14 protein-coding genes are annotated in these 13,792 nt (G+C 58.7%); all 14 read right to left on the bottom strand.

The window, feature by feature from the left end:
- The 14 genes from HMPREF2849_RS11060 to HMPREF2849_RS10400 all read right to left on the bottom strand — a co-directional run bounded on the left by HMPREF2849_RS11060 (position 1) and on the right by HMPREF2849_RS10400 (position 13,785).
- Positions 1–288: a transposase gene (locus HMPREF2849_RS11060; RefSeq protein ID WP_083327238.1), complete on the bottom strand. Its 288-nt coding sequence runs from the start codon at positions 286–288 to the stop codon at positions 1–3.
- Positions 285–1,997 (bottom strand): ATP/GTP-binding protein, encoded by a 1,713-nt coding sequence (locus tag HMPREF2849_RS10460; RefSeq protein ID WP_070862967.1) that lies wholly within the window; start codon positions 1,995–1,997, stop codon positions 285–287. Before HMPREF2849_RS10460 ends, HMPREF2849_RS11060 begins: the two co-directional genes overlap by 4 nt.
- Positions 1,998–2,945 (bottom strand): hypothetical protein, encoded by a 948-nt coding sequence (locus HMPREF2849_RS10455; protein WP_070862966.1) that lies wholly within the window; start codon positions 2,943–2,945, stop codon positions 1,998–2,000.
- On the bottom strand, positions 2,906–4,378 hold the full coding sequence (locus HMPREF2849_RS10450; protein ID WP_070862965.1) for an SCO6880 family protein: 1,473 nt from the start codon (positions 4,376–4,378) through the stop codon (positions 2,906–2,908). The genes HMPREF2849_RS10455 and HMPREF2849_RS10450 overlap by 40 nt, the downstream gene beginning before the upstream one ends.
- 2 nt (positions 4,379–4,380) lie before the next feature.
- Complete coding sequence (locus HMPREF2849_RS10445) at positions 4,381–6,234, bottom strand: hypothetical protein (protein ID WP_083327239.1); 1,854 nt, start codon at positions 6,232–6,234, stop codon at positions 4,381–4,383.
- Positions 6,234–7,154, bottom strand: a complete 921-nt coding sequence (locus HMPREF2849_RS10440) for a DUF8175 domain-containg protein (protein ID WP_141764558.1) — start codon at positions 7,152–7,154, stop codon at positions 6,234–6,236. The genes HMPREF2849_RS10445 and HMPREF2849_RS10440 overlap by 1 nt, the downstream gene beginning before the upstream one ends.
- Before the next feature lie 6 nt (positions 7,155–7,160).
- Positions 7,161–7,775, bottom strand: a complete 615-nt coding sequence (locus HMPREF2849_RS10435; RefSeq protein ID WP_070862963.1) for a DUF8175 domain-containg protein — start codon at positions 7,773–7,775, stop codon at positions 7,161–7,163.
- Positions 7,776–7,888: 113 nt separating this feature from the next.
- The gene (locus tag HMPREF2849_RS10430) at positions 7,889–8,074 is read right to left on the bottom strand and encodes a hypothetical protein (RefSeq protein WP_083310573.1); all 186 of its coding nucleotides are present in this window, start codon (positions 8,072–8,074) and stop codon (positions 7,889–7,891) included.
- Positions 8,075–8,162: 88 nt separating this feature from the next.
- Complete coding sequence (locus HMPREF2849_RS10425; protein WP_070644251.1) at positions 8,163–8,468, bottom strand: TrbC/VirB2 family protein; 306 nt, start codon at positions 8,466–8,468, stop codon at positions 8,163–8,165.
- A gap of 19 nt (positions 8,469–8,487) precedes the next feature.
- Positions 8,488–9,057 (bottom strand): DUF6668 family protein, encoded by a 570-nt coding sequence (locus HMPREF2849_RS10420; RefSeq protein ID WP_141764557.1) that lies wholly within the window; start codon positions 9,055–9,057, stop codon positions 8,488–8,490.
- Positions 9,058–9,128: 71 nt separating this feature from the next.
- On the bottom strand, positions 9,129–11,135 hold the full coding sequence (locus HMPREF2849_RS10415; RefSeq protein ID WP_070862961.1) for a cutinase family protein: 2,007 nt from the start codon (positions 11,133–11,135) through the stop codon (positions 9,129–9,131).
- A 35-nt stretch (positions 11,136–11,170) separates the two neighbouring features.
- Positions 11,171–11,953: a DUF8176 domain-containing protein gene (locus HMPREF2849_RS10410; protein ID WP_141752759.1), complete on the bottom strand. Its 783-nt coding sequence runs from the start codon at positions 11,951–11,953 to the stop codon at positions 11,171–11,173.
- A 5-nt stretch (positions 11,954–11,958) separates the two neighbouring features.
- Entirely contained in the window at positions 11,959–13,182 is a 1,224-nt protein-coding gene (locus HMPREF2849_RS10405; protein ID WP_070862960.1) for a hypothetical protein, read from the bottom strand.
- 219 nt (positions 13,183–13,401) lie between these two features.
- Complete coding sequence (locus tag HMPREF2849_RS10400; protein ID WP_070644237.1) at positions 13,402–13,785, bottom strand: WhiB family transcriptional regulator; 384 nt, start codon at positions 13,783–13,785, stop codon at positions 13,402–13,404.
- Positions 13,786–13,792 lie beyond the last annotated feature (7 nt).

Genomic DNA, 13,792 nt, shown 5'->3' with positions numbered 1-13,792 from the left:
CTACTCCTCATCATCGTGCGACTCAGCATCGTGGCTCTGCCGACACCGACGGAGCTCTTCACGCAACCTCGCGTTTTCCGCCTCCAAATCCAGTACCCGCGACGCACGCGTTACCGGCCACCGCCCTGCGTCAGCGACCCAGGAATACACGGTCGTCTTAGATACGCCATGATTCTTACCAACAGCATTTGCTGCCGCTGACGGAGACGGATAAGTACGCCACGTCCGGTCGAACTCATCGATAACCCTCCGCTTGACCTGCTCGGGATACACCCATCCTCGACTCATGCCAAATCACCTGCCTGGAAGAACTGATCGAAACGAACGTTGGTGTCATGCAAGCGCAGCTCGCGCTCCGCTGGGAAAAGAATCGTCTGCACTGGAATCCCCGGAGAGCCGTCTTTCGACGGCTTAATCATGAACCGGCCACGGCCTGGCGGAGTAGCACGTGAACCGCGTGTGCGTGACCGCTTTGGTGGCGCGCCTTTCGACCACGAGGTAATCATCTGCGCCTCCGCCGGAGAGAACTGCAGGCGAGAGGATAAAATATCCAACTCGCTATTCGGCAGACCACCACAAATGACCATGCCAGCACGTTCGATAAAGCCCATCGCGGTCTTGCGATCTTCTTCGGTCGGTAGCGCTTCGAGGTCTTTGAAAGTATGGGTAATCATGTTCAGTACCGTCGCGTCGGTGCGGTTAAGTCGAGTCAATCCATCGACTTGTGCGACCATGCCCGGAGCCGACGACAACACCTGCCACATCTCATCGAGCGTGACCGAGAAATATTTCTGTGGCCCCAGGCCTGCATCCGCGAGCATGTGCGCGGCCTCGATCGCGCCGAATGCTGACGACCAGCAGGCCATCATCACCGCAGCTTTCATGGCACCATCACCACGGTCGATAGCAGAGACATCAATGCATACCGCTGTGGAGTCCACATCAATCGGGGTGGTCGTCTGTCCAGAAAAAATCTGCCCCGTCGCACCATCGAGCAGCGAATTCAACGACAAGATCAACGAGTCGATGCGCTGATTCCACTCATCTTTCGACCGCGCCCTGCCCTTTTGCAACAGCAGTTCCGATCCTGCTTCCAGGTGCGAAATGAGGTCTTTCAGCTCTGGTGGGTTTGCCCAGTCGATATCCTCCTGCTCATAAATCTCACGCAAAGCAACCGAAATCAACATCGATTCAAAGTCAGCAATTTTCTCACCTCGTCCCAAGCCCACAAGTGTGGCGACCATCGTGACCTGACGACCATGCACCTGCTCTTTGGCACGCTCGATAAGCTCTTCTTGGCCTTGCTGCTGAAGCTGTTCACGTGCGGCCTCGAGCTGCGGGATAACGCGCCCGAGAGCACCGACATCCAGCGGATTCATATGCCCTAAACCGTGGCCAATAGTGATCACCTGGCCGCCGACTTGGTGAACGAAACCGCGATACTCGCCTTTAATATCACCTGCACAGATAGGGATATGACCTTGGGCAACATCGCCCATCAACATTTTGCGAATCAGCGTGGACTTACCCAAACCCGGCAGCGACAGCACGAAACACGACGGGTTAGCAATAATCCCCTCACGAAACCACGCCAGCGGATCGCAAGCGACCTCGGCCTGGGTGGTGACATGACGACCAAGAGGCGTACCAATCACCGGCGACGGGGCACCGACGACATTCGGATTAAAACCCGCGCCGAGATTTGTCGTCGTCTGCCACTCCTGCGGCCCCGAGATCACCCGAGCAGTACCAGCGCTATGTCCAACAAACCCATTGGCACGCGGGCTGCCGTAGGCTTCTTCGAAATGAACCGGCGCACTACCCCGGGAAGCTTTACGTATTTGTTCGAAATGCGCGTCGCGACGTCGCCGCGTCTTTTGCCACTTGCGGTATTCCCGACCACGTCGAGACAACGCCGGCGGCGCATGCTTCTCACCGGCTTCCACCGCCTCATGGAAGTGCTGCCAGTCAATATCGCTCATCGTTGTCTGCGCCATCTATGCCACCGCCTTGACAACATCAAGGTGCTGCCAGCCCAACACTCCGCCACCACACATCGTGGCGACAGCAATGCCCGTACGACCCCGCAGACGATGCACACGCAACTGCACGTGGGGATCGAGTGCGTCAATAATCACCCCGGCGACATCGGCCACTGCCTCGGGCGAATCCTCTGCCGAGATGGTCAAAACCCCAACACGTCGGCCACTGCCCTGCCCATCAAGGCCCGGACGAAATTGGCGCGCAAGTGCCACCCGTGGCCCAACCTGAATGGCGCTGGTCGCTTCCACGACCTGGGTCTCCACATCCGGCACATCAATGTCAACAGCAAAACCCACATGCGCCACACCATCGATAACCACCGAATCCGGTGTTTCTTCCACCTTTTTCGCTACTGGTGGCCACGCCGGTTGCTGCACGTCTGACCACGAATAGGCTGCCAGCTCCATCACCTGGTTGCTGGTCAATGGGGTCGCTGCCAAATTGGCGTCGGCAGCAGCGTTAAACAGCTGGGTTGACCGGCGTGCCAAGTCGGCAACAAACTCATCATCGTCACGGCGCTGGGACTTAGACCGCGCGCGAAAGGTAGCCCACAAACGCGCAGGTGCAGGGGATGCCCCACCACTCATCACTGCCGTCGTCGCTACCAAGCCGTCGACGTCGCCAAGCCCGCGCTCAACGTCAACCAACAGCCGTGTATCAAACATCGGCTCGTCAAAGACCAACCCCATGGAGGCCTGTGCCCGGCTGCGGTCGATAATCGCCGCAAATGAGAACCCAGCTGCGTCGATACTTTCTAACATGCGAGTACCTCGCATTGCTGTCGGGATGATTCCCGACTCGCTTTTCTTTCTTTGCCACCACATGGCTGTCAGTTCCTTCTTCGTTTCGTTGTGTGGCTCGCCTACGCGGCAGCCATCTGCGAGGTCGTTTCCTTGTTCCACGGCACCTGGCCTGCACCACAGGTAATGGCAAAACCGGTATCCTGCTGCCGATCCATCGAGGCCAATCGAATCGACGCGCCTGCACCCAACTGCTCAATGTCATGGCGCATACGCGGCAGCATCTCCTGCCGATCAGTCGTTGCCGTCACAAACAGCGAATAGCGGCCAAGCTGCGCTCCTCGTGCCTGCGCACGTCTGGCCGCCTCTGTGTGCTCCAAACGCATCTCGGCCTTTGCACTGGTGATTTTCTTCGATGAGTTCGCTGCCACCATCGCGTCTCGGTGCTCCTGCTCCACACGCGAGGCACCGGCACCGGCCTCAAAAGGCCTGTACACCAGGCACACACGCTTGCGGTCAATACGCGCGTGCGGTGCTATCAGGCCGGTGAGCAACATGTCTTCAAACGTTGATCGGGGCGCTTCCCGCATCTCCCATGTCACTGAATGCCAGCCATCATGGGTGTACTGGTCCTTGAGCGTTTTTGCCACCGAAGGGCCAGCATCGTCCCAGTTCATACCGTGCGGCTGCCCGGAGACGCGTAGTGACTCAAACGGGTACTCCGCCGATGGGTCGTAAAAGCTGTGAATTCTCGACACTAGTGTGTCCTCATCCATCGGCTCGGCGATAATGCCCGCCCAGCCCAGCGAGGTGTACCAGCCCGGCAGACGCGTCGACAACTGGCCGATAAATGTTTCGTCCTCGATGACTTCACCATCAAACTTGACCGTGATAGCAATATGCGACTCGACTTCCGGAACATGAATGCCCAGATAATCTGCGGCCTCCGCCATCACGCGACGTGCAATCGGTGCTGCCGAGTCCACAACAATCGAGGAGACTTCCTTATCAACCAGCTGTCCGGTACCCGGACGGGTCGACACCACTACCGCTGTCGAGACCACGTCACCAGACAAGCTCAGCATGGCCAGCCACCGTGACCACTCTGCCGTCATCGCATTACGCTCACCTTGTGTCATCGCCGTTTGGCCCGTCAGCTGACAGTCCAGAAAGACAGTTGCTTCCCGGCGTGGTCGATCGAGCACTGTGACAAACTCTCGGCCATCAGAATCCACACCAGTCATCGATTCCGTCCGCGCTAACATGCCGGGAAGTCGGTAATGGCCACCCGGCACCCTGGACAGTCCACCAGCAATGTAGGTGTCCTCTCCCCTATGCCGCCGGCGCGAATCATCACGAAGGATCTGACCCATCTCGGCCACTGTTCGCGACGACCACCGCACTGAAATCAGTACTGCAATAACCGCAGTCAACGGCAGGACTACCGTAAACCCCAGTTTTCCTAGCCCCAACAGCTGCAGCAGCAAGAATCCGAAAAACCCCACGGCCACCACGATGGTTGCCTTGAGGGAAAAACCGCCAAGGCCGGTGCGCTGGGGCGGTTGCCCCAGTGAATACTGAATTGGTTCATCCATGACTACTGATGCCTCCCGCCTGCAAATCCGCTGACCCCGATGGAGTCATCCAATACGCGCTGTGTATGACTTGCGCCCTGCGCCGCCCCTCGAGCGGCGGCTGCACCGGCTTTCATCGCCGAGGCTGTGCCAGACAGGCCTGCTGCGCCGATACGCTCCGTGACTGTCGCCGCACGCGTTGCTGCTCGACTCGTCCCTGCCGCAAATGCACCCATCCGCTGCCCAAATCCGCGATTGGCTTGGGTCCGAGCCGCCGCACCCGGCTGCCCGGACGACGTCGCTGCTGCAGCAGTAGACTGCCCGCCACCGACACTCGATTGCCCACTTCCGGCAGGAGAAGCGCCGCCACCAGAAGCCATCGGTGCACTTCGGCTACCACCGCTGGCAACGCTGCTTCCTCGCGAACTTCCCGTCGAACCGCTGGGAGTCGTGTCACGGGCAGGTGCCGCGCCACTGCCTCCCGACGAACCGGCCTTGGGCGCTCGCCCCGTGGAGCTGACCGGCGCTCCGGCTGCGCTGGGTGCTGGAGATCCGCCTGCCGCACTTGCACCAGCAGCGCCCTTGGCCGCTGAGGCTGCCAGCGCCGAGGAGCCGCCACTAGCCAACATTGCTCCGGCTCCGAGCGCGCCAGCCACCCCTGCCCCGGCTGCCTGAGCCAGTGGTGCTGCCCCACCGCCACCAGCTTGCGCTGTCATCGGCGCAATCACCCGCACCAGGGCTGGCGCACAGAAACCTGCCAACGCAATCATCAACACGTTGACTGCGGCTGTGAGCACATCCCCCTCTGCAGGCTGGCTAGCGTTCCACATCACCACCGCATACAGCAGCGCAGCCAGCGGCTTATAGGCCACTGCTGCAATCATGTAGGCAACGAGATTGTTCAACATATTGCGTCCCGTTTCACTGAAACTCGACGCAGCTGCCAGTGGAGTCAACCCCACAACAATCGGCAAAATCAGTGTTCGAACCACCAGAGCAAGAATCTGCATGAGGCCACCGAGCAGCGACACAATGGCGAGGATCATCAATATCACTGGTCCGCCCATGGACTCATCTAACGCAGCCAAATCAACGACCTGGTTCGGGTCAGTGACCCCAAAGTTCTCCATAATCTTGTTGGCCAGAACATCCGTGGCAATCAATGCGCCAGGAACCGCAGCAACAACACCAAAGCTAAATACGATGTACTTGACGACCACACCAGCGGTTTCTTCTACCCCGTCTTGCAACCCCATTCGGCGTGAGGCGGCAATCCGATAGCCTCCGATGATGAACGAGCAAATCAGTGCCATGGCTGCAAGCCCTGCCACGATGTTCTTCACGCCTTGAATGTTGGCGTCAACGTTGCGTGTCTGGGCAGTCGAAAAATCGAACCAAAACGTCATAGTCAGCTGAAGAACTTCAGCGTTGCCCTCAATGAGCGCCTGCACGAATTTGCCGACGGGATCTTCCCAATACTCTCCGGCTGCTTTCACCGCCGTATCCACCGGCTTCTTCATGTTGCAGGCTGCTGAGTTGACCGTACGCCCGCCTTTAGACCCCAGCGACTGATCCTTTTCATAGTGCTCAGCCAGCCGCCGGTACTCTTCGGGGTGTTCTTTCTTGATTTTCTCGATGACCTCAGGGTTGGCCTGAGCATTGAACTTCTGGCCATCCTCAACGTACTTTTCAAGATCAACCGTGCCGTCTTTCACCAGCTGTCGGGTAGCTGCCTCGTCGTAGGAACGCGAGATGCACTCCTCATAGGCTTCATCTCCGGTTGATTTCTCATCGTCAGCAGCAGCCGCATTACCCGCTCCTGCGAGCAACGCCAACACCACAACGAGAAGCACTTCACCAAATTTGCGCAAGCTCATCACTGGTAATCCACCAATGTGTACCCGTCAAGCGAATCGGGGGCCGGACGAGAAATGGCGGCATCGTTCGAACCTGACAGATCCACCACCCAGTCATTCTTCGTCCAGCGCAGCGACATCCTCGCCGCCATGGCTGTCTCCGGTCGTCCCGGTGTCGGCTCGCCGTAGACTACGTCGACTACCATGAGGTCGCCTCCACAACTGATGATTTTGTAGCCGGTCGCCCCGGGCATCGTGGAGGCCCGAGCCAATCGAGACGGCCCCTCAGTGTCAAGATTTTTGTCCGCGCGCTCCTGGGCGACCTGCGCAGAATCTGCCCACAGTGCCTTATCGATTTCTTCTCCCACCTCATCGCCCTGGGCAGGCAGGCCGTAGCCCAACTGGTTGATTGCCGCCATCACCGCACCTTGCGGCGAATGGGCGTAGCCGCGTGGAACCGCGCGCTCCATGCGAGACGGGCCAGCCTCAGTATTGACGGCAAGGAACCGCGCCTTGACATATTGCAGCTGGGTTTTACCCGCTAAGTCGGTGTTTTCACACGCATCCGGCTGATCTACCAACGCGGAGGAGGCAGGCAAATCACCCAACGGATTTCGTGGCGTAAATACTCGACGGGACGATACCGGCTCCGTGGCGTACTGGCCAGGAGTGGCAAACTGTGCGTCAATATCACCATCAAGCACATCGGGCCAGCTACGCTGATCCCCTTCTACGCTCGCCCCCGGAGTATTACCATCGGGAAACTGCTTGTCGTTGGGATTATTCTTCGTAGATTTCTCCTTCGACAACGGTGAGGCCGGCGACTCAGCAGACGGACTATCATTCGTTCCTGTTAAAGCCATGTAGCCACCGACAACAATCACCACAAGCGCAATCGTGATACTGACTAAGACGGCAAGTGTTTTCGTCGATTTACTCACTGCTGATTACCCCTCGAACGCGGTGAAGTTCTCGAACTGTGCGTCACTGACCTTGACCAAATCCGGCTCCTGCCCCTGTGGCGGGACGACCATCCGCCAGTCACCACTGGAGCGATCGAGCTGCACCGGATACCCCATGAGCCCGTGCTGCGGGTACTCCGCTGCAATCACGACGACGGCTTTGCTTTCGGAAAACTCGGAGAACTTAAAGCCCTTGAACTGTGGCGGATTCTTCACATCGCCGTCAATATCCATCAGCGACCGGGCCTGCGCCCACTGATCGCGGCCTTGCCCTGGAGCCAGCATCCATTGAGAAACCTCCGGCCAGACCTCCTCACCTGCGGTGGACATGTAAACCTGCCCATTGATTGCGGCCATCACCGCACCCTGCGGAGACGGTGCCCAACCGTGCGGCACCGGGTCAGTGTTCTTTGGCCCGTCATCCTTGGATGACGGCACTTTAATACCGCGGGTTTGAGCATCTGACCAGCTCACATTCTTCGGAGCCGCAGTGGTATCCCATTGCTCATGCCCGGCAGTAGCCTCCTCGTCATTGGAGCAGCCAACCAGAGCGCCTGCCGCAGCAGTAGCAGCAAGCAGGAGAGAAGTCATCTTTTTCATGGCGGTACCTTCCTTATCGGTTTGGGAAAAACCCAGTTCGTCATCGTTCGATGTATTTGTAAAGAAAACCCCAGGTCAGCCCAGCCGACCTGGGGTAGATTGAATGAGTGGCATTAGGTAAACCACTGCGCCAGCGTTAACGCGGAAGTCATCACCATCACGCCAAGTGCAATCCGAAACGCGCGCACCGTCGGCGACGTTGCACTGACAGGTTCGCCACGGTTACGGTCCAGCGCGAGCATCGCGCCGAAAATAATGACCGCCACCACAGCACCAGCCAACGTGACGTAGAGAGTCATTTGCAGCCAGCGCCACACTTCACTTTTGATTTCTGCGGGCAGATCCCACGGTGAGGTCGGAGGCCCAGCTGCCAGCACCTGCATTCGGCTACAGGAAAGCAGCAATCAGACTGGAGGCACCGCCGATCAGGGTGGCGCCGATGCCAATGCGAAGTGCCATACCCGTGGCTTCCTCACTGGTTCCTTCGCGGCGCGATAGCGCCATTGAGGCACCAGCGACAATGACACCGATAATGGCGACGCCAATGCCGATGTACTGAGCGAAATTCAAACCTCGGTCAAACTTTGCGCCGAAATCGCCCGGAGCCTGCGGGCTAAGGTTTTGCCCTGGCATCTGCGCCAGCAGCACTGTGGAGGCATCGTAGAGTGCCCCAACGTGGTCAATCATGGTCATGGTGAAAACTCCTTATGTCTTACGTGGCTGGTTCAGCCAGCTCGTGTGCCTCAAGTGCCGAATCGAAAATAGCTTCGGCTACGGTAATGACTTCTACGGCAGGCACATCAGTAATCGGTGGTGTCTTTCGGCGCGAGCGTTTCTTCCGTTCCGGCATCTCATAGCCCGGTTCCCACACCGCCAACTCGTCCATATCTGTCAAGCGGATAGCATCGAGGTAGGGAATCCGCCAGATACGGAAGTGCTGTTCAATCACACCGACTTTGCGGGCAAGCGCCTTGGGCATCTTCCCTGGCGCATCGGCGACAATCGCAATGCCGAGCAGCATCACGTCGCCTGCCTGTCCCGCACGTGCCTGCAGTGCGGCCTGGTGTGCGCGCTCCAAACCGACCTTCGTCGACCGGCACACCAGCACGCAGTAGGGGTTTTCCACCCCCGCTGGCCACGCCTGGCCAGCATCGCCCATAGGGGCCAAAATGTGAGAGAGGGTGCTGACTCCAGCTCCCCCGTGTGCGCCGACGAGCCATACAGCAGGAGCTGGCTGATCTCCGTTGTCATCGCCCGAGACCTGTGCGTCAATGGGCAGCATGGAATCCTCTCTGAGAAAAACTTGACGGAAGTCATCTGCACCTGAAGTAATCGCGACGGCACCCATACGGATTAACCCCCAATCAGCTGCAGTGCGTTACCGATAGCGCCCGGATCGAATGCCGGAATGCCACCAGTTCCACCAGCCAAGCCCGTCAATGCGCCAGCGGTTTCTCCAATGCCAGAAACAGCCTCCGACAACGTCGGCATCGACGTGCCCGATGCATCACCGACTGCGGCGCGCGCCCAGTCGGCAGTCAGATCGGTAGCCGAGCGACCGTCCGCTGTCACCGGAGTCGTCTGGTAGGCACCCGCCCCCATCGACTTCCAGGTCGCAGCCTGGGTAGCGACATCAGCAATCTGCTCATCTCCCAGGCCTGCAGCCTTAATCTCGTCAAAGACACGCAGAGCAACGCCAGTTGCCGTTGCCGGAGTGACGATATTCAGTGCTGCCGACGCCAGTTTGGTGGCGACCACCGGAATCGCGGCAAATGGGTCAGCGGCACCGGCAGCAGCGATTTGTGCCAAGTTCGCCGGAGTGACGACATCCTTGGCAAAGGTAATTCCCGCTGCCAGCCCCATACCACCGAGCTTCAAACCGGACTGAATCAAGCGCTGACCCATCTCACCAATGTCATGCGGGCGGTCAGCCTCATCAGCAATCTTGGCAATCATCGTGTCGTCCGTGTTTTCGGCCCGAGCTAACTGGAATCCTTGTGGGCCGAAGCTCAGATCATCGGCCAACGATTCCACGCCACCGAGAACAACGGCTGGACCCAACGTGTCCGCAATAGCCATCAGCGACTTCTGAGGATCGTTGAGGTCAATAGACTGAGCGCCAGAGGCGATAATCTTGCGTAGCGGTGACCCCTCCGGAATAGCGCAGGTGGAATCGCCCTCAATGCAAAAGCTCATCACACGGTCAGCAAGCGCCCCGAATCCGCCGGTCGATGTACCGGAGGTCGTACCAGTTGCGCTATCGGCGCTCGTACCGGTGGCCCCCTGGCCACCAGCCGCGTCAGTTAAGGTAGCTACACCCGCGCCCTCTGGCGCTACATTCGTGTCATTGGTCGTCAGCGTGTCAGCAAGCTTGGTGGTGTTTTCTCCCGAGGTCTCAGGAGCTGCCGCCGGAGCTTGCGCTCCGTTGCCGACCATTGGCTGGCTTTCCCCACGTGACGGGTCAGAAAAAAGTGCTACGCCCGAGACCTTGTCCGATGGGAAGTTCGACTGGCCGGAGCCAATCTGCTTCGAGACAATATTGGCAACCTGCGCGCCCTCAGAATAACCGAGCAACATCACGCGCGTATCCGGGCACGAGGACTGAATCTCCCCGAGAGTCTCGTTGACCTTATCGACGGCGGCACTAACAGCCTCGGAGTATTCCTTCTTTTCTTCTCCGTTGACACCAGGGATGTATCCCTCACCCTGCTCATCGAAGTTAATGTAAATGCGTCCGACCTTTTGAGGGTTGTCGGCGACACTTTCCATGGTGCCACTGGAGCTGGCCGACGACTCACTGCTATCGCTGGATTCTTCCGACTGCGTGGAAGTCTCCGAGTCCGACTCGCCGGTGCTCTCCGGTTCGTTGGCCAACCCGGCGGGCGAGCTGGATTCACTCGATGGCTCATCATCTGAGGCGTCACTGGTTTGTGACGAGGTCTCGGACGACGGGTCGCCCCATAAGTCATCGCTCGACGAGTCTGCAGCACTGGCCGAAGATACGGAGGAGTCTTCCGAGTTTCCCCACAAGCTGTCGGAGGAGTCGCCAGTTGTCGGTTCCGTCGCAGCCGATTCCGAATCAGCGAACCCTGCCGACGGGTCTTCAACCTTGCCACCATTGGCATCCATGACCTTGGTCGATACGTCGGAGAAAAAACCGGTATCGGTGTTCTCATCGCCCACAGAGTCGAAGCTGGAATTAATAATGACTAGCTGCATAGCGGGGCACTTGTCCGCTTGCGCGACGTTGTTTTTCGAGACGGTTACCTCCGGGTCTGCCAGCGCTACTGGAGGCAGAGCCGTGGTGACCAGCACTGTCGCCGAAAGTCCTGCGACAATCGGTGGAATGCGTCGTTTCATAGCAATGTAGGCCTTTTCTACTAGCGTCCCGGTTTCTATCGGGACTCGATTTTCGTCAGTCGCCATTGCTGTGTTCCCGGCACAGTTTTGCCGGATACTCGCTGGCGGTACATAGTTTCTTCACCATTGGGATCGGTCACAGTGAGATCAATGTCAACTGACTTGGCCTGTGGCTTTGTCGGCTGAATAGTCACGCACCATGTGGTGCCCTCGGGCGCTGCCTCGGGCAACACGGTCTCCCAATCTGTTTCTGCAAGCCCTGAATCCTGCGCCACCGTCTCCATCAGTGCGTCCGTGTCCTGGCCGTAATACGCCTTTTCAAATGCGACGACCGCGCTACGAAGATCCTTCGTGCCACCAACAATGGGGGTCTTGCCGGATGCGTCCTCACACTGACCGGCGTAACCGACCGGCGCTGGTGGTGCTACTGGGGTCTCCGCCGGCACCGCCACCGGCGCTGGCTCATCATCATTGGTCATCAACACCAATGCGGTTGCTGCTCCGACCAATCCAATCCCGAGCATGACCGCACAGATCATCAACATCACTGCGGTTTTCGATGACGCTGACGTATTTTTCGTTCCAGCGGTCGCTGCGCCCGTTTTCGGCTTGGCTAGCAATCGGGTGCGCAGATCTGGCTTCTGTGGAGTGGGAGGCAGAGCGCGAGATTGCGCCGAAGATTCGGACTGCACAGAATGCAAAGACGTTGCTTCTGCATCGACGTCGTTTGCAGAATCGACGGTTTCGGCCGCCTCCTCTTTTGCTTCGCGTTCCTGCCGCCGAGCTGCGGCCTGGTCAAACCAACTCTGGCTCCCCATTTCCATTACACCTCTGGCGAGTCCGAGGTGTCTGCGTCATAGGAGCCAGTAACCGTCGTGTCCTCGACGGTTACCTGTGCAGATGCAGGAGCCTGTCCAGCTGCCGCATCAAAGGCTTCTTCACGCACCTGCGAGACGGTGTCATTGACCTGCTGCTGTGCCTTCGCCACGGCAGCCTGTGCATCCTTAACCGGCTGCGGCGTTACCTTGTCGATTGCTGCCTGGCCACGTTCGACGTGCTTAGCGACAGCCTGCTGCCCAGTCTCTACGATATTGCCGTTCGTAGACACCTCTACTGCTACCTTCGGCGTGCTCACCGCAGCATGCCCAGCGGGAATATCCACAGTGATGGTGTTGTCCGTGGTTGTCAGCGATGCCTTCTGGAGGTTCCACTGTCGATCGACAGTGGCATCGAATTCACTCTTGTGCTCAGGTGCGTCAACCGTGAGCTTGCCGGTCAGCGTATCGGTCTTGCGTACCTTCTCATTAGTTGCCTGGGGTGCCGGGGTGCCCGCTGGAGCTTCCTGCGCAGTAGCAGAAGGCTGTTCCGACTGTTCATTCTCCGCAGCCGGAGTGGTCGCCGGAGTCTCCTTTTGTGAGGAAGCGGTATTGGCCTGCTCCACCGTAGGCTGCTCGACCGGGGTGGAGTCGGTCGACGTCGGCACGGACGCTGTCTCAGTGTTTGTCTGAGAGGTGGCGGTCGGGGCAGCCGGAGGCGTAGCCTCAGCTGGCTCATCGGTAGTCGCCGCCGCGGCTTCCGGTTCACTGTCCGGAGCTTCAGTAGCGGTACCCGGCTGAGTCTGCTCAACCGGAACCTCCTGCTGCGTAGCAGACTCGGTTACGGTACCCGGCTGCGACTGTTGATCGCCCTCGGTTTCTGTTGTTGAGGCCTGCGACTCTTCCTCTGCGGTGGGAGTCTCCGTACCCGGCTGAGTCTGCGGCTCGTTAGTGGTAGTCTCGGCGGCTTCCGATTCGCTGTCCGCAGTCTCAGTAGCGGTACCCGGCTGGGACTGCTCAACCGGAGCCTCTGTCTCCGTACCAGGCTGCGAAGACGGTTCTGCAGCCGCATCCTCAGTGCCCGGCTTCGGTGCTGCCGGTGCAGCTGTAGCAGTGCCCGGCTGTACCGGTGCGTCATCAGCGGTAGGTGCGGCCATAGCAAGCGGAGCGCCAAGCAAGGCCCCCGCAGCGATACCTGCAGCTAGACCGCCAACACGGATTCCAAATTTCATCTATTTTCCCCAATCCATGACAGAATGGAGCTGACCGTGTTAAGCGAAATGCTCTACACAGGTCACCTCCGTCCCCGGCTCGCAGTTGTGACTGCAATCTCGTCTGCGAACCGGGGACTTTTGTTTTGTCGTCGAATGACGACGATGTAATTAAATTTTTTTAAGGAAATACTTTTAAGGCGCTACCCTAATTGGTGGGGTGCATCACATTCATTGCTGTTATGTAACGTCGCATGCAACTCGCTGTCTCACCAGCACTTTCAGCCGGAGACGAGCCTTTCGCTGCTTTCCGTCTACGGTCTTGCGTGATTGATAAGCGCGCTTGGTGGGATCCTCGTAGACCTCACCGCCCCACACCCCGGACGTTTCCGGCAGTGCCTCCGCGAGTCCGTGACACAACTGCCGAACGGGACATTGCTCGCAAATCGCTATTGCTTGCGCATAGCGCCGTTCCACCGCTTTCCTCGGTTCTCCTGCGACCGCCGCGTCCCACAGATGCGGCGATGCATCACCGGTCGCGCACAGTCCATCAGCTAGCGCAGCATGCACCGCTCGAATGAGTCGAAGCTCTTCGAGCTCACCAGGTGTTACTCTCAAATCCATCTTCCGC

The organism is Corynebacterium sp. HMSC073B01 (assembly GCF_001838255.1).
GTDB lineage: Bacteria > Actinomycetota > Actinomycetes > Mycobacteriales > Mycobacteriaceae > Corynebacterium > Corynebacterium jeikeium_D.
This window is presented reverse-complemented; position numbering and strand designations above follow the sequence as displayed.